The organism is Bacillus gobiensis (genome assembly GCF_001278705.1).
Lineage (GTDB): Bacteria > Bacillota > Bacilli > Bacillales > Bacillaceae > Bacillus > Bacillus gobiensis.
In genome coordinates this window covers 4,090,550-4,111,289 of record NZ_CP012600.1, presented here as the reverse complement: position 1 = coordinate 4,111,289, position 20,740 = coordinate 4,090,550, and the positions used below count along the sequence as shown (strand labels likewise).

Sequence of the window (20,740 nt, the reverse complement as noted above, 5' to 3'; positions counted from 1 at the left end):
AGAAAAACGCTTCTGAGTGTTTTGCATTGTTACAACATATTACTATGCCTCATGAATATATGAATCAAAATCTTTCTCCGATACGATTTCTTCGATAAAATCCCCAGATTCTGCTGCAATGATTTCCTTATCGTTATCTAAAGAAGCGACATGATAGGAATCATACAACTTTATTTTCTTTTTAATCACCGAGCGAATTTCACCTAGAAGAAAATCTGTATTTTCAGGCGGAACAACGTTGTCTACAGTCGATTGAAAGCAAAGAACCGGACATGTGATTTGGTTGACTTTATTCCGTACAAGCTCCATGACTTCTAAAAGCTGATGATACGCATGGGTAGGCGTTTCTTCGTAAGTGATTTCCATTGCCGCTTTATTTTTTATATCTGGATCCTTTTCTTTCACCATGATCGTTTTATCCTGTTCCTTGAGATTAGCCATATCAGGAATATCTATTGCAGTATTCAATAAAATCAACCCTGAGACGTCCGGCTCCTCCAAAGCGAGCCGCAAAGCCAAAGTTCCCCCCATAGACTGTCCAAGCACAAATACACGCTTGCAGTTTTCCTTATCTTTCAAGTAGGAAAAACCTCTTTTCAAGTCTTTCAGCCAATCATTGTGGCTGGCATTCCGCAAATCAAGACAGTTTGTCCCGTGCCCTTTTAAACGGGTTGCATATACAGTAAATCCTTCTCGGTTCAGAGCTTCGCCTAAAAATCGCAAGCTTTGCGGCGTTCCTAAAAATCCATGGGAGAGAAGAATACCCGTATCATTTCCTTTTAAAAAAAATTCCTCTGCATTTGGTATCACTTGATATTCTTCCATTATTGTCACCCTTGCTAGTTATATTATTTCATCATCCAGTTTCACATAGCCGACAGCTCATCAGGAGCACCAAGTTCTTGTAAGATTGAAAGCAGCTGTTTGCATTCATGAATTCTCTGTTCATCCTGCTGGCTTACATTAATAAATTGGATTTCTTTATATGATAAAGACTTCTTATCCAAATTTTCCAGAAGGGAGGTTAGCATACTGAAAGGATAGATGGCGGCAGTTGTAGTGAGAAGATAGATCGTTTGTGATTTTTGAACCAAACTTTTAAATGACAGCATGTTGGGGTGGCTGTGCTGCTTGCCAAACAATACATCCGGATGAAAGTCCCACACTGATACTATGTTAACATGATTTTGCTTTGAATATAAAGGCTGCGAAAAATGACGGACTTCCGATGAATTGGGTCTAAGATCAGAAATGACTAAGACGTTTTCCATTCTAGCAACCTCCTTTGATTTTGGAGTACTATTTGTGAAACATTTTATTTCAAAGTATACCTAGTTGTCAAGTATGATTAATTTTGCAAATACCGCTTCAACTATTATCATCCTGCCCAAAAAGACTAAAAGACATGCTGAAAAAAATCATAAGAAACGCTTTATGGCTTTTGTAATTTTTATGACAAAAAGGTTTCAAATACAATCGAAAAAGGGTATTTTGGGATTTGAGCGCGAATTATGTCTATATCCGCTAACGAAGGGAGAGCTGCCGATGAAAAAACGGTTCATTAAAACAATTCTTGTAATAGGGCTGGCTGGTGTACTCTTTGGATGCCAAAGCCTCGCAGCAGGAAATAACAATGAAAGCACTACTCTAAGGCTTGCCCATAATCAAAACCTCGATCATCCAATCCATAAATCCCTAATGTATTTTGCCGAAAAAGTAAAAGAGAAAAGTAATGGAAAAATTAAAATCGAAATTTACCCTTCAGGCCAGCTTGGAACAGAACGGGAACTCATTGAACTTACTCAAACCGGGGCCATTGATTTTGCGAAAGTGAATGCAAGTGCACTGGAAAACTTCAAAAAAGAATATTCCATCTTCAGTCTCCCCTATCTCTTTAAAAATGAAGACCATTATTATAAAACCATGGACAGTGACGTAATGAAGAAAATCTATCACTCTACGAGAAGTATTGGATTTGTCGGGCTTACCAATTATGACTCCGGCACGAGGAATATCTATACGACACGTGCTCCAATTACTAAGCCTGAAGAATTGAAAGGATTAAAGCTCAGAGTACAGCCCAGCAAAACCTCAATTCGTATGATCGAATTAATGGGAGGATCTCCTACACCTATGGATTACGGAGAGGTATATACCGGATTGCAGCAAGGGGTAATTGATGGGACAGAGAACAACGAAACAGCTTTAACTGCCGGCAAGCACGGAGAAGTGGCGAAATATTATTCGTATACGGAGCACACCATTATTCCAGATGTTTTGCTGATCAGCACGAATACATGGGACAGCCTATCAAATGAAGCAAAAAAACAAATTACGGAGGCTGCGGAAGAATCAAGCCGCTATCATAGGAAAATTTGGGCGGAAGAAATCAAGCGGGCTCATGAAGCAGCAAAAAAAATGGGCGTTCAATTTAACAATCCCGATAAAGAAGCCTTTAGACAGGCGGTTATGCCACTCCATCAAGAATTTGCAAAAGATGAAAGCATGCATTATAAAGAAATCCAGCAGTTGGGAGATGAATGATGAGATCATTAAAAACACAAATGGATCGCATGATTATGTCTTTTTGCATCCTGCTTCTTATATTTATGGTCTTTGTCGGACTCTGGCAGGTCTTTACCAGATACGTTCTAGCTTCACCAAGCCCTTTTTCTGAAGAATTATTGAGATTTTCGCTCATTTGGATTTCTTTATTGGGAGGGGCATATGCCTTTGGACAGAAAAAACATATTGCCATCCTTTTTATTGTTAGAAAGTTTCCCCACGCTATCAAGAAAGCTGTAAAAATGGTCGTTGAGTGCTTTATTATCTTATTTTCTGTTGTCATCATGATCGGCGGCGGGATCCGAGCCGTCTTACTTACCATCGAACAAACCTCAGCCGCTCTGGGATTATCGATGTCCGTTGTTTATTTTGCGCTTCCATTAGCCGGCTTGGTAATAACGGGCTACAGCTTGATTCATCTCATTGAAATCTATCACGAAACGGATGAAGAAAAAGAACACGAGATTCTGATAGATTAGTCGAAAGGGGCAGAAGAATACATGGCTTTCATCGCAGGGCTGATTTTAATCCTATCATTTACAATTTTGCTTATGATCGGAGTCCCTATCGCCATTAGTATAGGGCTTGCTTCAATTGTCACAATGATGTTTATTTTTCCGTTTGATGTGTCGATCTTTACTGTCGCCCAGAAAATGATCTCAGGACTTGATAGCTTTTCCTTGCTTGCTGTCCCGTTTTTTATTTTATCCGGGCTAATTATGAATAATGGCGGCATTGCCGTTCGGCTCATCAATCTTTCCAAAGTGTTGACCGGACGACTTCCGGGATCACTCGATCACACGAACGTTATCGGTAATATCTTGTTCGGTTCGATCTCCGGCTCATCCGTTGCTTCAGCGGCAGCTATCGGAAGCATTATGACACCGATGCAATCGAAGGAAGGCTATGATCGAAAGTACTCGGCTGCTGTCAACATCGCATCCTCTTCTGCAGGGCTGTTAATACCGCCGAGCGGAACGATGATCATTTACTCCCTTGTTAGCGGAGGAACATCAATCGCTGCCCTGTTTTTAGCCGGATACCTGCCTGGAATCCTCTGGGGTCTTGCGACAATTATCGTGTCTTATATCATCGCGAAAAAGAAAAACTATCCGGTTTCAAGCGGTCTAACCGTGAAGCAAGGACTCAAAGTATTTGTTGAAGCGATTCCAAGCCTATTATTAATCGTAATTGTCATTGGCGGAATTATCGCAGGTATTTTCACAGCTACAGAAGGAGCCGCTGTCGCCGTACTATACTCCTTCATACTCTCGATGTTTTATAAAACCTTAAAGCTGAAAGACATTCCTTCAATTGTTAAAGAGTCAGTCGAACTCACTTCGATTATCATGCTGCTAATCGGAGCATCTGCCAGCCTATCTTTTGTTATGTCATTTACCGGGATTCCTGAGGCTCTCACGGAAGCTATGCTAAGTATTTCTGATAATCCCATCATTATTTTGCTGCTTATGAATGTCGTCCTTTTACTGATCGGTACATTTTTGGACATCACGCCCGCGGTCCTGATTTTTACTCCTATTTTTCTCCCGATTGTAACGGAATTTGGCATTGATCCCGTTCATTTCGGTATTATTTTAATCCTGAACCTCTGCATCGGCAATATCACACCGCCTGTGGGAGGACCGCTGTTTGTTGGATGCAGCATCGCAAATGTCGAAATGGAGGATGTCATTAAACCTCTGATGCCGTACTATTTGGCTCTCGTTGTTGTTCTATTAATCGTGACATACTTCCCACAGCTTAGCATGCTGCTGCCTGATTTGATTTTATCGAGATAAGGATTGTGTCCTTATGGAAAGTAAAAAAAGCTTGAGTTTACATTCCTCAAGCTTTTTTACTTTGTCTTAATCAATCATCCCGTTTGCTTTTCCGTATTCAATCAGTTTTTCATATGGGTCACCATCTAACCTTAAAACTGTACAAAAAGCAGGCTCAGTTTTAAACCCCTGTTTTTTAAGGTTTATCACTTTCTCTCTTATAGACGGGCATTTTTCCATTATGGCGTTTTCTATGATCATATGCAGATAAGCATACTGACGATTGGAAGGCTGCGGCTGGCCGAATAGCTCAAATTCAAACCCTTCTAATAAAAAATTGGCTTTGATCACGGGAATATTTCTAATTACAACCCTTTTAAGCTTAAAATTTTCTCTATCTCCGAATAAGGTTATCACTCTATTTTCAAATCGATTAAAATCATTCACTTCCATAATAATATCTAAATCTGAACCTTCAATATCAATTCCAATTGGCAATGTACCGCACAATATCGGATGATAATCAGATAAAGTGAACCTTCAATCAGTGGGGTTTTTTACATCCCCACTGATTGTTAGGTGAACCAATCGGGCTTTTACGGGCAGTTGATCCCCTACCTAGACTTCTTCGATGATTGAAAGCCTTGAGGTGAGGGACTTACTGCCCGTTAATGCGGGATAAAGTCTTCATAATTCCTAAATTCTTAATCACCTGATAAGCATTCCGTTGTTTTACATTCCCGGATTTCAAATATTCAACATTCCTGAACATAATAACTCCTTTTTTACAGGTATGGAATCTATCCAATTTCAATCCTGACTCCTTCCCGACCGGAACACCACCGTAAGTGGATAATTCTTTCTGCTCTATAGCTTCATCGTTCTTTTAAAAGGACTTTTTCCTGCTTCAACCGAATCATCCAGTTTGAAAGTCACCTTAAATCACTGCTTTTTCAAATACCTCTTCTAAATCTCCCAGACGCCTTGTCACTGTTTGAGCCGAAACACCGTATTTTTTTGCAATAAATGCTTTTGAGACCGGCCCAGGACTATTCGGCAACAGGTAAAGGAAATATTCCAATGCTGCTGCGTATGATTCAGGTTTGCGTATAGTCGGCATGGCGTTGAGACAATACATTTCCCAAAGAGCCAATGCTTCTGGGATTAGCTGTTTAGCAATATTGTCTTCTTTTAATTTTGACTTAATGAGTTCAGCTGTCTGAAACTCCTTGTCATTTCTCCATTCAATAGATAATGGCATAAGAGTTTCCTCTTCCTTGGAAAAAAGGATTTTCAGTACCTTGTTAAACTTTTCTTTCAAATATTTGTCCGCATGTCCTTCACTATCTAGATATGCCTTTAGATCTGAATATACCTTACTAACTAACTCCTCCGTTTTTTCCTTTGGAAATTCAATGAATTGCAAAAAGAAATCGAATTGATTGCCCATTGGCACAAGACATCCGGCAACCAGGCTCCCTTTTTCAGGAACGGAGTTCGAATATTCTGCCAGGTCGATCCTTATCTCGTCTTTTTGAATCACATCTTCAAACGAAACAACGGTTTGGTTGATCTCTTTTACCAATAATAATGAGGGGGATATATTCCTCCAGGATTCCATAATCTCGTATGTACGCTTGCGAGTGATTTGCGATTCTTTCCTCTGCAAAAATTCTTCAAATATGGTATTTCCCAGCTTTGTATTCTCAAAAAAGAAATACCAAATACTCAGTATGTGATAATAGCCTTCTCTCTCATCAGTTGAAGGAATCGTATTTTTAAATCCATCTTCTTCAAAAAAACGAGTAATTTCTTTTTTATAATTTGCATGGGCAAACCGATGAAGCTCATCCTGCAGCTCATTTGCTTCTTTTACTGCGATTATACCTGGAAACTCCAGTACCTTATTCCCACAGCATTTTTTATATTTTTTCCCACTTCCGCATGGACAGGGAGCATTTCTTTTTACTTTCAAGTTAAACACCTCTTAACAAACGTTCTATCCAAAAGTATAACAAAAATCAAAAGCTTACGTACGAAGAGTTACTATTCTGAAATAATAGAAACCTATCCTTAAAAAATTTAATAAAGTCACGTACAATAGTTACTAGGAAAGGTAGAAAGTGGTGAGATCACATGAAGAAAAAATGGATAGTAATCGGGATCATCTTGGTTTTCTATCTATCGATGTTTTTTTACTCGATACAGAAAGAAAAAAATGTACAAGATCCGGCTCTCATGACGGATGTCAGCCGCCTAATGCCTGTCAAAGTAAAACAAGTGACCGATGGAAGCAGCGAAGCGACTTTGTTAGATACGATTAAAGAAGCAAAAGAGAAGAACTTAAAGGTTTCGATTGCAGGTAAGCAGCATAGCATGGGCGGCCACACATACTATAAAGATGGCATAGTGCTTGATATGACAGGCTACAACAAAATTCTCGAGATCGATAAACAGAATAAAACGATTACCGTTCAAAGCGGAGCGACTTGGAATGATATTCAGCAAGCGGTAAACCCTTACGGCCTTGCGGTAAAAGTGATGCAATCACAAAATATCTTTACGATCGGAGGCTCTCTCAGCGTAAACGCACACGGCAGAGATATCCGATACGGCTCTTTAATTGACACGGTCCGCTCCTTCCGCCTGTTAAACGCCGATGGAAAAATCATTACAGTGAACAGAGACGATGAATTGTTTTCTCTCGTACTTGGAGGATATGGGTTATTCGGAGTCATTTTAGACGTCGAGCTTGAGTTAACCGACGATGAGCTGTATGCAATGAATAGCAGAGAGCTCGATTACAAGGAATATACCGATTATTTTAAAGAGAATGTGCTGAATCGCCCTGATGTGCGCATGCATCTTGCAAGAATCTCTACAGCAAAATCCTCATTTTTAAAAGAAATGTATGTTACGGACTATGTGCTGACCGATCAATCAGCGCTCGGTAATTACAACAAGCTTAAAGAGGATGAGTTGACAGGGATAACTAAGTTTTCCCTTGGTCTGGCAAGGAATAACGATTTCGGAAAAGACGCTTTCTGGAATCTGCAAAAATCCCATTTTATTAAAGAAAGCGGGAAACAGATGACGAGAAATAACGTCATGAGATCAGAATCTAAGTTTTTGGAATATGAAAATGAAAGCAATACGGATGTACTTCAAGAGTATTTTGTGCCGGTCGATCATTTTGAAGCCTACATAGACGAGCTGAGGTCCGCTTTGTCAGCTGAAGAATTTAACCTTGTCAATATTACCATCCGTTATGTACAAAAAAACGAAAATGCTGTGCTTTCCTATGCGAAATCGGATATGTTTGCGCTCGTGCTTCTTATTAATCAAGGACTTTCACCCGCGGAACGAACCGAGACCGAAAGAATCGTCCAAAAAATGATTGACGTCACGCTGAACCATGACGGAAGCTACTACCTTCCGTACATGAACTATCCGACAAATGAGCAAATGGAAAAGGCTTATCCGCGAAAGAATGAATTTTTTAAGAAAAAGCTTCAATACGATCCTGAAGAACGATTTACTAACTATTTTTACGAGAGGTATAAATAAATGAAGCACAATGGACTGAAATGGCTCGTTCTTTCTCAGAGCGGCATATTTTTTGCAAGCAGTTTGATATTTCCGTTCTACATTCTTTTCCTTAAGAATGTAGGATCAAGCTATACTCAATTTGGTTTTTCTTACGGGCTGTTCGGAATGAGCGCAGCCCTTATCCATCCGGTTCTTGGGAAACTATCGAACCGAGTGGACAGTCGTTATTTTTTAAGCGGCCATGCATGGGGTATGGCTATACTACTTCTTTTTTATCCCCATATCGAATCGATCGGCCAGGTCTACACAATTCAAATATTGTTAGGGTTGTTTGGCTCTATGCAAAAACACGGAGAAAAAATACTTCTCGCTGATGTGACCGATGGCGCACCAAGAGGAACAAAAATAGGAAACTACCACTTTTGGACGTCTATCTTTTCAGCGGCTGCGATCATACTCGGCGGATTTTTAGCCGATTATTTCACCATCCATTTTATTTTTTACGCGAGCTCTGTTCTCTTTTTTGTTAGCGGCTGTCTGTCGCTGGGGATAGAAAAGAACACTACTGACTGACAGCCTATTAGACAGCTTAATTAATCGAGTTAACTTTACTTTTCTTAAAAGAAAAATAATAAAGGCTGAGCGGCCACCAAATCACTGAAAAAATTGGATATACTGCCCATACTGTTTCAGGTGAAGAAAAGGCGTTAACGGCAATGAAAAAAATGATTATTAGTGAACTTCCAACAATGGATAAAGCAAAAAATTTCTTATTTGTCCCAAAATATAGTCCGATCGGCCACCAAAGTACTGCGAATGCCGGATAAATAAACCAAGGGTACTGTGGAGAAAGGAATACATTCAATAAAGTATAATACAGAATAGTTATTCCGCTTCCAATCAGGGCGAACTGCATCGTTTCTGCATAGTTTCCTGAATACAAAACAATCGGCCACCAGAGCACGGGAAACATCGCATATAAAAACCAAGGATGTTCAGGCGAATACAACATATTATTTATAATAAAAAACAGAATGATTATAGTGCTGCTAAGAAGAGAAAGCAGTTTTGGCTGCTTTTTCTTCCATAAGCTCAAGCTCATTGTCAATAACAGAAGAACCAACGATGGATATAGAAACCATATGACATGAGGGCTAGTCAAATAATTTACGAACATTAAAAATGCGATCATTAATGCAGTGCCAGCGGTTGCAGCATTTAAGCGATTCTTTTCTTCCATCCTAATTCCCCCTTACTTTGTCCGCTCCCAAGCAAAAAACATCGCAAGCGGCCACCACAATACACCAAATGTAGGATAAACAAACCAAATCGTCTCAGGAGAATAGTAAAAATTAAGAAAAATGAAAAATGTAATGATCAAAGCGCTCCCCCATAGAGAAAAGCCCAAATTCAATTTTGACATATCTTTTTTTTCAGTTTTTTGCTCGATATGCTCCTTGACTCCAAGTTCTTTTTTTATGTCTTCGATGTCTCCAAATTCAACGATGGTTTTGTTAATCGCATCCTCCTCTTCCTTGTCCTGCATCATTAAATCATGAACCTTCTCCTCAAGGTTTTGCAAAATTTCCTGTTTAATCGTTTCCTTTTGTTCCCCGTCCGGAACGTCTTTAAATAATTGGTCGATATGCTTGCTTAGCTTTATCACTCTATTCCCTCCATAAACAGATCTATAATGTCTTTCGTTTCATGCCATTCTTTTACGGTTTCTTTTAAATAAGCAATGCCCAGCGTGGTGATTCGGTAATATTTTCTTTTGCCGCCATGTGAGATGCCCCCGACATAGGACTCGATTAATTCCCGCTTTTCCAGCCTCTGAAATACGGCGTAAAGAGTCGCTTCTTTAATTTGAAATCGATTGTCAGTTCGCAAACTGATTTCTTTTGATATTTCATAGCCATATTGGTCTTTTTCTAAGATTAGCCGCAGGATGATGGAATCTAAATGCCCGCGAATAATATCGCTTCTAATCATAATGCTCCTTTCCGTTCTAACATTATTCTATCTGATAGAGTAATCATAACGGATATTACTCTATCTGTCAAAGTAATTTTTGAAAAAATTGTTATTAACAAATTAAAGGACTTAGTCCATTCAAAGACTGCTGGTATATGGTAAACTAGTAGAAAAATGCCGACGAATAGTAAGGGGATGAAATGGACTTGAAAACAGTTGCGATTGACTTTGAAACTGCCAACGCGGCCAGGGACAGCGCTTGTTCCATAGGAGTTGTCGTTTACGAAGAGAAAGAAGTAGTGTTGGAGAAAGAATGGTACATTCGCCCGAAAAACAATTGGTTCCACTCCATTAATACATCAATTCACGGCATCAATGCCAATATGGTAGAAGATAAACCTACGTTTGACGAGCTTTGGCCCGAGATCAGTCCCCTCTTAGAAAACTCATTTGTCATCGCCCATAATGCGAGCTTTGATTTTAGTGTACTGCGAAAAACATTGGATACATACAACCTGGAGTACCCTGAGCTTGAGTACTCCTGCACGATGCAAATGGCACGCAGGTTTTGGACAGATTTATACAATCACAGACTCTCAACCATAGCGGAAATACTAGAATTTTCGTTCCAGCATCACAATGCGCTCGAGGATGCAAAGGCGGCGATGCTTATTTTCCAGCACATCAGCAAAACAATTAGCGCGGTAAATCATGATGAGGTGTTAAACCATCTTTCCTTGAAGAAAGGGCTTTTGTATGCAGGAGGGTATAAATCTTCTTCAGCGCCGAAAACAACTAAGCGGCTCAAGCCCAGATCACAGACAAATTATCGCTTGTTTTAAAAAAAATAATGATGAAAAGAAAATCAGACTATATAGGGATGAGGGAACATCACAGCCAATACAGGGGGTTTCCACAAACGGATCATTATTCGAAAGAAAGGTGCAATCGCAAGTTATTTTAAGGAGTAATCTGTGCAATTACTCCTCCTTAGTATCTGATCACTTAACAACCTCAACTTAATTTAAATCAATCCGATCGATCTTCCGAATCGCCCCTGCAACAATACCAAGGGCAATTATTGCTAGGCTAAGTGGTATATAAATGATATTCGCTAATGAGAAACCCGAAGAACTCGAACTTGTTACTAAAACGACTAATAGCGATGAACCAATCGTTGCTGGCGCTGAATATTTTCTCAACCCGAAGTATAATGGTACGAGTGCTGCACCTGCAGATGCCAAACTAAACATCAATATGCGAATGATCTCCGCAAAAAAATCATTTATCGTTAAACGCATTACAGAAGTTAAATGAAAAATTTGATTCAAGCCCATAAATCCAGTAATCACCACTATATTAGAGATTACTAGTGTAATAAATGTCATTGAGAAGATAAGAATTAATTTTGCACTCAAGATTTTTTTTTCGATTGATCGGATACGAAAACATGACAAGCATCGTTCGATTCTTAAACTCATCAATAATCATTTTTGAAATGAGTACTGCGGCAAATACAATAAACACACTTCTCACAAAAGCCCCGCTTATCGTAAAAAAATCTGTAAAGTTTTTGAATGTCTGCTCCCCTTCACTCATTTCAATTGCCGGAATCATGCATAAAAAGCCAAGGATAATTATATTTGCAAGAATAGCACCCTTTATGAACCATCCTAATTTATTCTTTTTTAACTCAAGTTTTATTAAATGAAACAAACTGATATACCCTCCCGTAACTGATCATTTATTCTAATGAAAATTCTTCTTTTACGCCAAGACTTAAATCACAATCTGATCGAGTTCAACTTTTTTTATAAAATACTCTTCTAAGGTTGTCCTTTTCTTATCAATAGATTCTATTTTGATATCTTCTAATATTAATGTCTTTGAAATGGTCGATTGAGGTACTTCTGTGGCATACACGCGAATGACTTGATCACCTGCTACCTTAAAGTTATTAATACCTAATTTATCATGCAGAACCATAGCTGCTTTTCTCAGATCACTTGTCACTAATTCAATGTACTCTGTATTTCTCGCCTTTATCGTATCCATAGACGCTTCTTCAATCAGTTTGCCGCTTTTAATGACGCCAATTGTGTCTGCGATCTGCTCAATTTCACCAATAATGTGGCTGGAAATTAATATCGTCATTCCATACTCTTGATTTAGCTCTTTGAATAGCTTTCTCATAGCCTTAATTCCAGCTGGGTCCAGTCCGTTAATAGGCTCATCTAGAATCAAGAATTCTGGTTTTGTGATGATCGCTCTTGCGACACAAAGACGCTGTCTCATCCCAAGTGAAAAGTCCTTAGGCCGCTTATTTTCTACATTTTCCAGACCTACCCGATCCAAAGCGTCTCGAATCGCCTGTTTGTTATGATATCCCATGTACGCACAATGAAGCTCTAAATTTTCTAGTGCGGTCATTTTTTCATAAAAAATAGGATATTCAATCATATTGCCTATTCTCTTTAAAAAATCGAATGAATCGTGTTTTAATAGCGTCCCAAAGACAGTAATCTCACCATGTGAAGGTTTAATCATATTTGTCAGCATCTTCATGATCGTTGACTTACCCGCACCATTCGGTCCAATAAACCCGTAAATTTCACCTTGTTTAATATTCATCGTTACGTTAGATACAGCATCATGTCCTTGGAATGTTTTTGTTAGATTTCTTGTCTGTACAACATAATCCATGATGGCCCTCCTCGTTTTCTAATTGTCTTTATTCTACCTGGAGATACTTGCTTATTTCTGTCATAATTCTTACGAAAATCTTAAGAAATAAGCGAGCTACTTATTAAGACGCTTTAATGAAAATGTAAATGACGTTTTTTCAAATGACTTCGATTGTACTGAAATTTCTCCTTGCATCTCTTCAATCAGCTTTTTTGTAATAGTTAAACCTAAACCGCTGCCTTGGAATGCTTTGTTTCTTGACTCTTCAAGCGTGAACATCCGTTCAAATACACGTTCCTGCTCGGTTTCATTAATCCCTTTTCCCTTGTCAAAGATTTCAACATAGACAAGAGTTTCATCACAAAATACTTTTAAACCGATCATCTTACCATCTGCACCATAGCGAAGACCATTTGAAATCAGGTTACTTAATACTCGGTTTAATGCCTCCTCATTGCCAAGTGCAAAAATAGGTTTCTCTGGAATCTCGATAACAGCTTCCAGACCTTTTGTTTGGATCCATTCATAGAACAATAAAATGTTATTTTTACAGATCTCAGTTAAATTAACTTTTTCTAGCGGAATATCTTTATCTCCAGACTCTAGCTTGGCCAAGTCGAAAAATGTATTCATTAACGTAATGAGTTCTATTGTTTTAGTATGTACTTGTTCCAGCAAACGCGCTCTTTCTTGTTCAATAATTTGAGGTTGGTTCTGAAGAATTTCAACATAGCCTGCGATCACGGTAAGCGGTGTTTTCAGATCATGAGAAACGTTTGCCAACATCCGTTTCATCGAGGCTTCCATTTTTTTATACTGACGTTCTTTTTCTTGATGATGACCTGCGAGTTGATTTAACAGATCAAGCATGTCGATAAGTTGCCTATCAGCAGTTACGACGAGAATTTTCTGACTTGATTGTGAGGTTTTCATCTGTTCAAGTTTATCTTTTATATAAGTAATATCCCTATCTCTTGCCTTCTTTGATTGATATTGATAGATATTCCAGAAAAGAAGAGCTATAATGACACAGCTTAATATAGTGATCATTTAAAATTCTCCCAGCTTGTACCCAATCCCCCATAGTGTCTTAATATAAGCAGGTTTGGATGTGGTATCTTCAATTTTTTCTCTCAGACGGCTTATGTGCACGTTAATAATATTTTCATCACTATAGTAATCATCGCTCCAGACGGAACGATAAATCTGTTCTTTTGTAAAAACCTTTTTCTGATTTTCAAAAAACAGACAGAGAATCTTCCATTCCTTTGATGTTAAGTTGATCTCAACGCCGTTCTTTATCACACGATGATTCTCTGTATCCAGTTCTATCTCATGTACTTTAATGACTGATTTTCTTACCAGCGTATCACTTTCTATGTACTGTGTAGATCTTCTTATGGCCGCTTTCACTCTTGCTGCCAGTTCAATCATCGAAAATGGTTTTGTGATGTAGTCATCTGCACCAAACCCAAGACCGAGCGCTTTATCCACTTCACTTTCTTTAGCTGACATAATAATGACCGGGATGTAGCTTTTTGCTCTCACCATTTGAAGCAGATCTAAGCCATATAACTTTGGCAACATTAAATCGAGCAATACTAAATCATATTGTTCGCGCATAAAGACTCTTGCTGCTTCCTCGCCATCAAAAACACATACAACGTTAAAACCCTCATTACTTAAATACTTTTTTACCATATTACTAATCGACGGATCGTCTTCAACAAGCAAAATCGTTTTCTGCACCTGAAAATAGCACCTCTCATGAAAAACTAATATAAATACTTACGTTTTGAAAAAATACCTCTTAAAAATACCATATTTTAAGAGATGTTTTACCAACAATATTTTATCACTTAGATTTACTCTTTTTTGCTTTTGTCACTGTATTGGTTGGACAAATTGAATCCTGTGATTGACAGTGAAGTAGACCAGTTTTTTTAATATGAACTCAAGGTTCTGGGGCTGTCACGACCTATTCTTCACTTTTACTATAAAAATAGCAGCACAGACCATGGCCGTGGTCTGTGCTGCTAATCTTAGTATGTTTTTCTATTTGTCTCGACCTAATGAATGACGATTTCTTTTTCAGTCATTTTTTCGTTCGCTTCAATCTCCAATGTAATTTTACTTTTACGAAGAGCTTTTAATTCTCCCTTCTCCGGATTAAACGCGGCATCGTACCGCCCGGATACTTCTGCTCGTTTTAACTTTTGACCTGTGCCAACAAAGACGTTCTCGCTGCCGTTCCAAGTTACGGTTGCAGGATAACGTAGAGGCACTGTGAGATCTCCAACTTGATGGCCAGAAGCGCTGATTTTAACGGTTTCGCCAGCATTGATGGCAGATGGCGCATCCATTGTAATCGATTCTAGCATCGGTCTCACCTCAGCCTGGATCCAGCTTCGATCAGCTTTTTTACTGGCTAATGAAGCTTTTTCCGGACCGAATACTCTGTCAGGTCCAGCTTTTGGATCAACACCAAACAAGGTCCATGAGTAAAATCCGCCTTCATCCGCTGATCCATAAGGAATTTTCCCGGCGGGTCCGACCACCATATACGGTACCCCTTCTACACGCTCACTATGAACGGTATGAGCATGTCCACTAATATAAATCGCACCTTTCCCGCCTGAATCTTGGCGGAAAGCAGTTAACCATTGTTCAAGTAATTCCGACTCTTTTTGATCGTTCAGCTGGCTGTTTTTTGTTGGGAGCGGGTCACGGGTCGGATGGTGTGCCATCACAACAACCTGTTTGACCGTTGGATCATCAGCGGCTTCCTCAAGTGATTTTTTCAAATGGATCAGCTGTTCAAAATTACTTGTACGGTAGCTTCCTGCAGATGAATCAAGCAAGATGATTCGTGTCCCTTTATGGTCAAATGTATAACGGTTTTTTTCATAAACGTTCAAGAAATTGTCCAATGTGTCTGTACCCATTCTTTCATGATTCCCTGGGATATAATAAACAGGTAGCTTGTCCCCGACTTCTTCTTTCAAAATTTTTTCCGCTAGCTCAAAATCTTCCTTGTAAGCCGTATCAACGAAATCTCCATTGATTACAAGAAAATCCGGATTTACTTTCACGATTTGGCGAAGAGATTCCCGAGCCATCCGTACTTGTTGGCTGTCAGGAGATTTTGCAGCAAACTGGCTATCTGCCAGGACAGCAAATTTCCAACGATCGCTTTGGATTTTCCCGTTTTGAATAATAAGCGGATCGGGTGTCTGAGATTGTTTTGGAACCTCCTCAACTTCCGGCGGCACCTTAACAACGAGATCATCGAAAATTAGACTTCCGGCATATTGAGCATTTTTATTCGCTTCCACCGGATAGATGCGCCATAGCTTAGCCGGATAGCGTACTCCTTCTGGAACCGTTGCCTCAACATATTTCCAGCCCTTCCAATCCACTTTGCTTGCTAATGTTAACGTATAGCTTGTGTTTGCAGCATCTTTAATGATCGTGCGAAGCCAAGCTCCGTTTCCATCTCCATGTACCCACAGCCCAATCTTTTGCACCTCTCCCGGAAGCTCTAGCATTGGGTCTGCTTGTAAATAAGCAGCACGCGTAGCGGTCGAAGTGGAGAAATCATAATTAAGCTGCAGTCCTTGTCCATTTTTCCCTTGAACAGTCTCTATTGATCCATCGACAGCGGCAGGGTATTTGGTAAAAGACCATCCTGCAGTACTCTCAAAGTCCGATACTTTTTTTTCTGAAAGACCAATTGTAACTGGAAGATATGTTTTATGACCAGAAACTGTTGCCGTAATAACAGTTGATCCCCCGTCTTTTTTTGGAGCAATCGAAAAACCGCCATCTTTGTATTCTTTTACGGATATAACCGATGAATCATAGTCTAGTGTAATATCACGCGGCTCAATTAATGTGCGATAACCGTCTTTATCGTACCCCTCGATAGAAAAATCTTCTTGTGCACCCGATTCAAGACTCAGGCGCGAAGATGATGCTTCAATCCGTTCTAATTCGCCTATGACTGTTACCTTCCTTGTTCCTTTCGTCCATTCCGATTGTGCCTGTACGAAAGAGGAACCTGATTTTTTTGCACGAAAAACCCCGGCATCCTCGAACGTACCTATATCAGATGGACGTGTTCTCCATTTAATAGAACCTGTCTCAACTGGATTGTAATTCTCATCGTAACCAACACTTTTGTAGCTTCTTGATAAACCGGGAAAAACCAGATCAATGTTTTTTTGTTCCAAAACAGGTGTGACGTCAAGGCCTTTAAGTTTTCCGCTGCCCGGTTTTGCGAAAATCCCAATGCCGTTCGGCACAGCTCTCTCTGATCCATCTGATGGTTGATTGACAACCTCCGCATTTTCTGCGCCGGGTTTACGTGCAACCATTGTTGTTGAACCGCCGCCATCTAAGTTCAGCGCATTGTAGGCGCCAAATCCCTTCATTAATGCTGCCAATTCTTTATATGTTATTCCACGGCTGTCCGTTTGGCGGCCGTCTACGGCAACTACGTACATTTTTTTGCCATTCTCTGAAAATCCTACGGCTGTTCTGGGAGCTGCTGAGCTGTCGTCCAAGTTTTCTCGAATATTTCCACTTTCAAGCAGCTTGACATTACCGCCAATCGCAAATGACATACGTGCATTCCCGTCGACTTTTGGTGCATAATCGACTGTCACCTTGTCTCCAATTGATAAGGTCTTTAAAATATCTGCCCCTTGTTCACGGCCAACTAATACGTAAGAGTTTTCCTCAATATCACCGCTTCCTGGCTGACTGGAAACATGCGTAACCTTTCCATCCCGTATCGTTACTTCATACGTTGAGGCTCCATATGACAACCTTTGTTTAGAGCCCCAGACGGAAGTGTATAAGCCGATCCCATTTGCGGGAAGTCCGTATTGATTGAAAGCATCTAAAGAAAAGCTGCCGTTGGAAAGAGTAACGGTTCCCTCTAATAATAGATTGGCAATCCGCCCAATTCTGTTACTATCAATACCAGCAGTTAACGTATGGGAACCTTCTGGACCTTTCAGCAGCTGATTGTTTTGGATCGCTCCCCCTAAAGGCGCCTGCGTATTGTTAATATCAAAAAAGTCACCGTTTACCCCCGCAATTGCTCCTGCTGTTTTAGCCATTTCAGATAACGGTTTTGCTGACGAAACGACACCCGGAAAAAGAAGGTCCAAAAAAACGTTTTCATTATCAAGCTCAATTGTCATCAATTCACCATTTAACCACCCCCGCAGATCAAACCTCTCGAAACTCGTTAATTCAATACCTGGCCCAACCGGTGTCGTTTTTTCATTGGTTACAAGAGTTTTTCCACTTGGACCTACAAGTGATTCAGGTTCTGTTAAATCTGATGATGCTGCCCGTGGTTGCTCGTCAGAAGACGGCGCATTTTCTGCTTGAGCCGACGGGACAATTGAAACCACCATCATCGACACAAATAAAAGTAAAAGAACCAGCCACTTCCGTACCATTTCTATTCTCCTCCCTCTGTTCTCTCATTTACAGCCGATTGCTCCGGCTATTTTTCAATATTAAGAATATCAGACAAATATTAATCTACATTGAGAAAAGTTTTAATTTCGTTCAAGCAAAAGATATAAAATGCTGATTTTATCCCACTTTAACGGGCAGTACCCCCCCCGCTGATTGAAGCTTCACTTTATTGTTTCACAAGTATAATCTTAAGTTTTGTTATGCAATGACGTGCCAAAGCTTTAGAATTCATAGATACAATACATGATTGATAGCTGATAAACTACTAATGTAAGCGAACCCATTGTTGTTTTATCATTTTTATCTGAAATTATAGTCGGTAATCCATTGGAGGGATTAGTAATGAAAGCGCTAGTAATTGAAACACCATTTGAAGCAGTCATCAAGGAAGTTCCTTATCCGGCTCCCGGTGAAGATGAAGTAACCATAAAAGTAAAAAATGTCGGAATTGCGGAACTGATGTTCACATATTTAAAACATACCCCGTCGCCAAATCGAATCTAGCACCATCCAGCTAATATAGCTGTACGACGCCTTGTTAGAATCTGATGCGTAGAGCCTGTAAAAGACCTTAGCTCCCCGTTGTTTATGCGGCTGCCAAGGTCTTTTACATTTTGTTATTCCATAGGTATTTCGTTAAAGAAAGCTACATCATCGACAGCCAGTCTCACCGTCGGATGACCAGGCTTCGTCGCCTTGCCGATAGCGATAAGCATAACAGGAGCGTATCTCTCCGGAATATCGAACGCTTCTACAAATTCAGCCTGGTCATAGCCGCCCATCGGGACCGTATCATAGCCTTTAGCGCGGGCGACAAGCATGAGTTGCATAGATACTAGCCCGCAATCGGTATAAACTTTTTGGCGGATGGCCTCGGGCGGCATGCTCGAATACATGCCGGTATAGCGTTCCACGAACGATTTAGCCGTCTCTGCAGGCATGTAACCCGCATCGACCGCCATTCCGTAAATTTTCTCGGCAAATTTATAACACTCCAAATCTCCGAGTACAGCAATGACAGCCGAAGCCTCGACCACTTGCTGTTGATTGAATGCGATCGGAAGCAGCTTCTGCTTCAGCTCCGGCGAGTCGATAACGAGAAACCGCCACGGCTGCAGGTTAGCGGCTGAAGGAGCCAGCGTAGCTTGCCGCAATGTTTCGGTCAATTCCTTCCGCGAAATCTTGATCTCGGGATCATAGCTACGAACCGACCGGCGTTCTCGAATAACATCAAAAAAAAGTTGGTGCTCCATTGTTTGCGACGGTAGTGAAACCGACATGGTTCTCTCCTCCTTTTGGAAAAGCGGCATTCAGCATTTTGTTTCATTACAACATTAGTTGTTTGAACAACACTTGTTGTATTTATATGCTATAATAACAACCGAATGGTACGCAATCATCAATAACCATAAACCGTTGTATAGACAACACCATTTCTATAATGTCGTTTTATTGGGGAGATCTTAACATGACAATTAAAAAGAATGAAGCTGATCCTCGTGTGATACGTACACGGCGACTCCTTCAAGACGCTTTTGCTTCATTAATTCAAGAAAAAGACTTTGAATCGATAACCGTTAGGGATATTGCAGAGCGGGCTACTGTTAACAGAGCGACTTTTTATGCGCACTTTGTAGATAAATTCGAAATTCTTGAGGCCAAACTAATGGAATCATTTATGACAATCATAAATCGTAGAATAAGCGGTCACGAAGTATTAAATGAAGAAACAATTCAGAGTATTTTTCTGGGTGTATGCGATTTTCACAAGGGTCTAAGCACTATGTGCAAAAGAAGGTATGCATCGCTTGGACCTGTATTCGAAATTCAAATAAAGGAAAAAATTCAAACGATACTTCTTTCCTTTATAGACAAAGACAAGATGCTATCGAGTCCAAACGCGCAATTCTTAATAAATACAGCTTCTATCATGTTAAGTTGGGGGATGTATGGGGCGGCTTACGTTTGGAACAATGAGGGGCGTCTAATAAGTGCGGAATCATTCGTTAAACAGACTATGCCTTTAGTGATGAACGGAGCCAAAGAACTGCTGGGATAGGTCCTGTCGCTATTGCTCTATCCTGCCCGTTCAGATGAAACCATTATCTTGAATCACCGGTTGTTGTCTTCTTATTCTTGTGTTTTACCACCCCTGCCTTTGGACCAACTGGAAACACTGTCTATGCGTTTGTTACCTATGGGGAGGAGTTAGGCTAACTTTGGCACCAGGCTTTGTGTCAAAAGTTAAAAGCAAAAGAAAAAATGCTTTTAAGGAAAAACGATTCCTTCAAAGCATTTTCAATTTATTCATCATTCTTATTTTCAGAGGCAGCCTCAGTCAATTTGAGAAAGACATCATTTATCGTTTTCATTCTTGTTTCAACCTTTTTTGCTGCTGCATCCAAGGTATATCCTTCGTCGAGTAACTCTTGAATCAAAAGTATTTTTTTTATATTTAAATAATTATATCTGCGTGTAATGCCTTCGCCATCTTTTTCAGACTGGATAATCGCTTTTTCTTCCCAATACCTTAATTTTCTTGTCGGAACTCCAGTGATTTCAGATACTTCACCTATACCAACAACAAGCTTTTTAAGTAAGTCAAAATCAAGTAATGGCATTGATTCAAATTTATCGGTCACGGTATCTTCCCTCCAATACTTAACGTAACTATTTTACATGAAAAGGAGATT

General features: G+C 39.9%; 22 protein-coding genes and 1 pseudogene. 9 read left to right on the top strand and 14 right to left on the bottom strand.

The genetic code is table 11. The annotated features are described in order from the left end of the window. Window positions 1-42: 42 nt before the first annotated feature. On the bottom strand, window positions 43-825 hold the full coding sequence (locus AM592_RS20615) for an alpha/beta hydrolase (RefSeq protein WP_053605509.1): 783 nt from the start codon (window positions 823-825) through the stop codon (window positions 43-45). A gap of 41 nt (window positions 826-866) precedes the next feature. Continuing rightward, entirely contained in the window at window positions 867-1,271 is a 405-nt protein-coding gene (locus tag AM592_RS20610) for a hypothetical protein (protein WP_053605508.1), read from the bottom strand. 274 nt (window positions 1,272-1,545) lie between these two features. On the opposite strand from AM592_RS20610, the gene AM592_RS20605 reads away from it, so the two are divergent. Genes AM592_RS20605 through AM592_RS20595 form a run of 3 tightly spaced genes read left to right on the top strand, consistent with a single transcriptional unit; the run spans window position 1,546 to window position 4,364 of the window. Further along, window positions 1,546-2,544 carry a TRAP transporter substrate-binding protein gene (locus tag AM592_RS20605; RefSeq protein ID WP_053606203.1) on the top strand — a complete coding sequence of 333 codons (999 nt, stop codon included), beginning with the start codon at window positions 1,546-1,548 and terminating at the stop codon, window positions 2,542-2,544. Beyond that, window positions 2,541-3,044 carry a TRAP transporter small permease gene (locus tag AM592_RS20600; RefSeq protein WP_225970294.1) on the top strand — a complete coding sequence of 168 codons (504 nt, stop codon included), beginning with the start codon at window positions 2,541-2,543 and terminating at the stop codon, window positions 3,042-3,044. The genes AM592_RS20605 and AM592_RS20600 overlap by 4 nt, the downstream gene beginning before the upstream one ends. Window positions 3,045-3,065: 21 nt before the next feature. Then, a complete protein-coding gene (locus tag AM592_RS20595; RefSeq protein ID WP_053605506.1) occupies window positions 3,066-4,364 on the top strand; it encodes a TRAP transporter large permease in 1,299 nt (432 codons plus the stop codon). Window positions 4,365-4,430: 66 nt separating this feature from the next. Here the strand turns inward: AM592_RS20595 and AM592_RS20590 are convergent. Continuing rightward, window positions 4,431-4,862 (bottom strand): annotated as a pseudogene (locus AM592_RS20590) (DUF4269 domain-containing protein); the annotation flags it as partial. 418 nt (window positions 4,863-5,280) lie between these two features. Beyond that, a complete protein-coding gene (locus AM592_RS20585; RefSeq protein WP_053605504.1) occupies window positions 5,281-6,318 on the bottom strand; it encodes an SEC-C metal-binding domain-containing protein in 1,038 nt (345 codons plus the stop codon). Between the two features lie 161 nt (window positions 6,319-6,479). Between AM592_RS20585 and AM592_RS20580 the strand changes: the two genes are divergently transcribed. Both AM592_RS20580 and AM592_RS20575 read left to right on the top strand, forming a co-directional pair. Next, window positions 6,480-7,910, top strand: coding sequence for an FAD-binding oxidoreductase (locus AM592_RS20580; RefSeq protein WP_053605503.1), 1,431 nt, complete (start codon window positions 6,480-6,482; stop codon window positions 7,908-7,910). Beyond that, window positions 7,911-8,465: an MFS transporter gene (locus AM592_RS20575; RefSeq protein ID WP_053605502.1), complete on the top strand. Its 555-nt coding sequence runs from the start codon at window positions 7,911-7,913 to the stop codon at window positions 8,463-8,465. A 16-nt stretch (window positions 8,466-8,481) separates the two neighbouring features. Here the strand turns inward: AM592_RS20575 and AM592_RS20570 are convergent, their stop codons facing one another. From AM592_RS20570 to AM592_RS20560, 3 genes are read right to left on the bottom strand one after another with little or no spacing between them, the layout of a single operon-like run. Then, complete coding sequence (locus AM592_RS20570; protein WP_053605501.1) at window positions 8,482-9,132, bottom strand: hypothetical protein; 651 nt, start codon at window positions 9,130-9,132, stop codon at window positions 8,482-8,484. 12 nt (window positions 9,133-9,144) lie between these two features. Continuing rightward, complete coding sequence (locus AM592_RS20565) at window positions 9,145-9,558, bottom strand: permease prefix domain 1-containing protein (protein ID WP_053605500.1); 414 nt, start codon at window positions 9,556-9,558, stop codon at window positions 9,145-9,147. Beyond that, complete coding sequence (locus AM592_RS20560) at window positions 9,555-9,884, bottom strand: PadR family transcriptional regulator (RefSeq protein ID WP_053605499.1); 330 nt, start codon at window positions 9,882-9,884, stop codon at window positions 9,555-9,557. Before AM592_RS20560 ends, AM592_RS20565 begins: the two co-directional genes overlap by 4 nt. A gap of 182 nt (window positions 9,885-10,066) precedes the next feature. Here AM592_RS20560 and AM592_RS20555 point away from each other — a divergent pair, with 182 nt between their 5' ends. Continuing rightward, window positions 10,067-10,708: a 3'-5' exonuclease gene (locus AM592_RS20555; RefSeq protein WP_098945269.1), complete on the top strand. Its 642-nt coding sequence runs from the start codon at window positions 10,067-10,069 to the stop codon at window positions 10,706-10,708. A gap of 262 nt (window positions 10,709-10,970) precedes the next feature. Beyond that, window positions 10,971-11,183, top strand: a complete 213-nt coding sequence (locus AM592_RS20550) for a hypothetical protein (RefSeq protein WP_053605498.1) — start codon at window positions 10,971-10,973, stop codon at window positions 11,181-11,183. Window positions 11,184-11,225: 42 nt separating this feature from the next. Here AM592_RS20550 and AM592_RS20545 read toward each other — a convergent pair whose 3' ends face one another. The 5 genes from AM592_RS20545 to AM592_RS20525 all read right to left on the bottom strand — a co-directional run bounded on the left by AM592_RS20545 (window position 11,226) and on the right by AM592_RS20525 (window position 18,025). Next, a complete protein-coding gene (locus AM592_RS20545; protein ID WP_053605497.1) occupies window positions 11,226-11,582 on the bottom strand; it encodes a hypothetical protein in 357 nt (118 codons plus the stop codon). Between the two features lie 63 nt (window positions 11,583-11,645). Continuing rightward, window positions 11,646-12,569: an ABC transporter ATP-binding protein gene (locus AM592_RS20540; RefSeq protein ID WP_053605496.1), complete on the bottom strand. Its 924-nt coding sequence runs from the start codon at window positions 12,567-12,569 to the stop codon at window positions 11,646-11,648. A gap of 96 nt (window positions 12,570-12,665) precedes the next feature. Beyond that, a complete protein-coding gene (locus tag AM592_RS20535) occupies window positions 12,666-13,601 on the bottom strand; it encodes a sensor histidine kinase (RefSeq protein WP_053605495.1) in 936 nt (311 codons plus the stop codon). Then, a complete protein-coding gene (locus AM592_RS20530; protein ID WP_312883829.1) occupies window positions 13,602-14,300 on the bottom strand; it encodes a response regulator transcription factor in 699 nt (232 codons plus the stop codon). A 320-nt stretch (window positions 14,301-14,620) separates the two neighbouring features. Continuing rightward, window positions 14,621-18,025 carry a phosphodiester glycosidase family protein gene (locus tag AM592_RS20525; protein ID WP_053605494.1) on the bottom strand — a complete coding sequence of 1,135 codons (3,405 nt, stop codon included), beginning with the start codon at window positions 18,023-18,025 and terminating at the stop codon, window positions 14,621-14,623. 364 nt (window positions 18,026-18,389) lie between these two features. Between AM592_RS20525 and AM592_RS23835 the strand changes: the two genes are divergently transcribed. Continuing rightward, window positions 18,390-18,551: a hypothetical protein gene (locus AM592_RS23835; protein ID WP_225970293.1), complete on the top strand. Its 162-nt coding sequence runs from the start codon at window positions 18,390-18,392 to the stop codon at window positions 18,549-18,551. A gap of 113 nt (window positions 18,552-18,664) precedes the next feature. Here AM592_RS23835 and AM592_RS20520 read toward each other — a convergent pair whose 3' ends face one another. Then, complete coding sequence (locus AM592_RS20520; protein WP_053605493.1) at window positions 18,665-19,327, bottom strand: nitroreductase family protein; 663 nt, start codon at window positions 19,325-19,327, stop codon at window positions 18,665-18,667. A gap of 188 nt (window positions 19,328-19,515) precedes the next feature. Between AM592_RS20520 and AM592_RS20515 the strand changes: the two genes are divergently transcribed. Then, window positions 19,516-20,106 carry a TetR/AcrR family transcriptional regulator gene (locus tag AM592_RS20515; RefSeq protein ID WP_053605492.1) on the top strand — a complete coding sequence of 197 codons (591 nt, stop codon included), beginning with the start codon at window positions 19,516-19,518 and terminating at the stop codon, window positions 20,104-20,106. Window positions 20,107-20,350: 244 nt separating this feature from the next. Here the strand turns inward: AM592_RS20515 and AM592_RS20510 are convergent, their stop codons facing one another. Further along, window positions 20,351-20,689: a MerR family transcriptional regulator gene (locus AM592_RS20510; protein ID WP_225970292.1), complete on the bottom strand. Its 339-nt coding sequence runs from the start codon at window positions 20,687-20,689 to the stop codon at window positions 20,351-20,353. Between the last annotated feature and the right edge of the window lie 51 nt (window positions 20,690-20,740).

What these genes read in the sequence shown, in the direction of transcription:
- AM592_RS20600 (WP_225970294.1), top strand. Translation starts at nt 2,541, where the DNA reads ATGATGAGATCATTAAAAACACAAATGGATCGCATGATTATGTCTTTT.
- AM592_RS20535 (WP_053605495.1), bottom strand. Translation starts at nt 13,601, where the DNA reads ATGATCACTATATTAAGCTGTGTCATTATAGCTCTTCTTTTCTGGAAT.
- AM592_RS20615 (WP_053605509.1), bottom strand. Translation starts at nt 825, where the DNA reads ATGGAAGAATATCAAGTGATACCAAATGCAGAGGAATTTTTTTTAAAA.
- AM592_RS20580 (WP_053605503.1), top strand. Translation starts at nt 6,480, where the DNA reads ATGAAGAAAAAATGGATAGTAATCGGGATCATCTTGGTTTTCTATCTA.
- AM592_RS20570 (WP_053605501.1), bottom strand. Translation starts at nt 9,132, where the DNA reads ATGGAAGAAAAGAATCGCTTAAATGCTGCAACCGCTGGCACTGCATTA.
- AM592_RS20515 (WP_053605492.1), top strand. Translation starts at nt 19,516, where the DNA reads ATGACAATTAAAAAGAATGAAGCTGATCCTCGTGTGATACGTACACGG.
- AM592_RS23835 (WP_225970293.1), top strand. Translation starts at nt 18,390, where the DNA reads ATGAAAGCGCTAGTAATTGAAACACCATTTGAAGCAGTCATCAAGGAA.
- AM592_RS20525 (WP_053605494.1), bottom strand. Translation starts at nt 18,025, where the DNA reads ATGGTACGGAAGTGGCTGGTTCTTTTACTTTTATTTGTGTCGATGATG.
- AM592_RS20555 (WP_098945269.1), top strand. Translation starts at nt 10,067, where the DNA reads ATGGACTTGAAAACAGTTGCGATTGACTTTGAAACTGCCAACGCGGCC.
- AM592_RS20550 (WP_053605498.1), top strand. Translation starts at nt 10,971, where the DNA reads ATGATATTCGCTAATGAGAAACCCGAAGAACTCGAACTTGTTACTAAA.
- AM592_RS20595 (WP_053605506.1), top strand. Translation starts at nt 3,066, where the DNA reads ATGGCTTTCATCGCAGGGCTGATTTTAATCCTATCATTTACAATTTTG.
- AM592_RS20540 (WP_053605496.1), bottom strand. Translation starts at nt 12,569, where the DNA reads ATGGATTATGTTGTACAGACAAGAAATCTAACAAAAACATTCCAAGGA.
- AM592_RS20520 (WP_053605493.1), bottom strand. Translation starts at nt 19,327, where the DNA reads ATGTCGGTTTCACTACCGTCGCAAACAATGGAGCACCAACTTTTTTTT.
- AM592_RS20575 (WP_053605502.1), top strand. Translation starts at nt 7,911, where the DNA reads ATGAAGCACAATGGACTGAAATGGCTCGTTCTTTCTCAGAGCGGCATA.
- AM592_RS20560 (WP_053605499.1), bottom strand. Translation starts at nt 9,884, where the DNA reads ATGATTAGAAGCGATATTATTCGCGGGCATTTAGATTCCATCATCCTG.
- AM592_RS20605 (WP_053606203.1), top strand. Translation starts at nt 1,546, where the DNA reads ATGAAAAAACGGTTCATTAAAACAATTCTTGTAATAGGGCTGGCTGGT.
- AM592_RS20610 (WP_053605508.1), bottom strand. Translation starts at nt 1,271, where the DNA reads ATGGAAAACGTCTTAGTCATTTCTGATCTTAGACCCAATTCATCGGAA.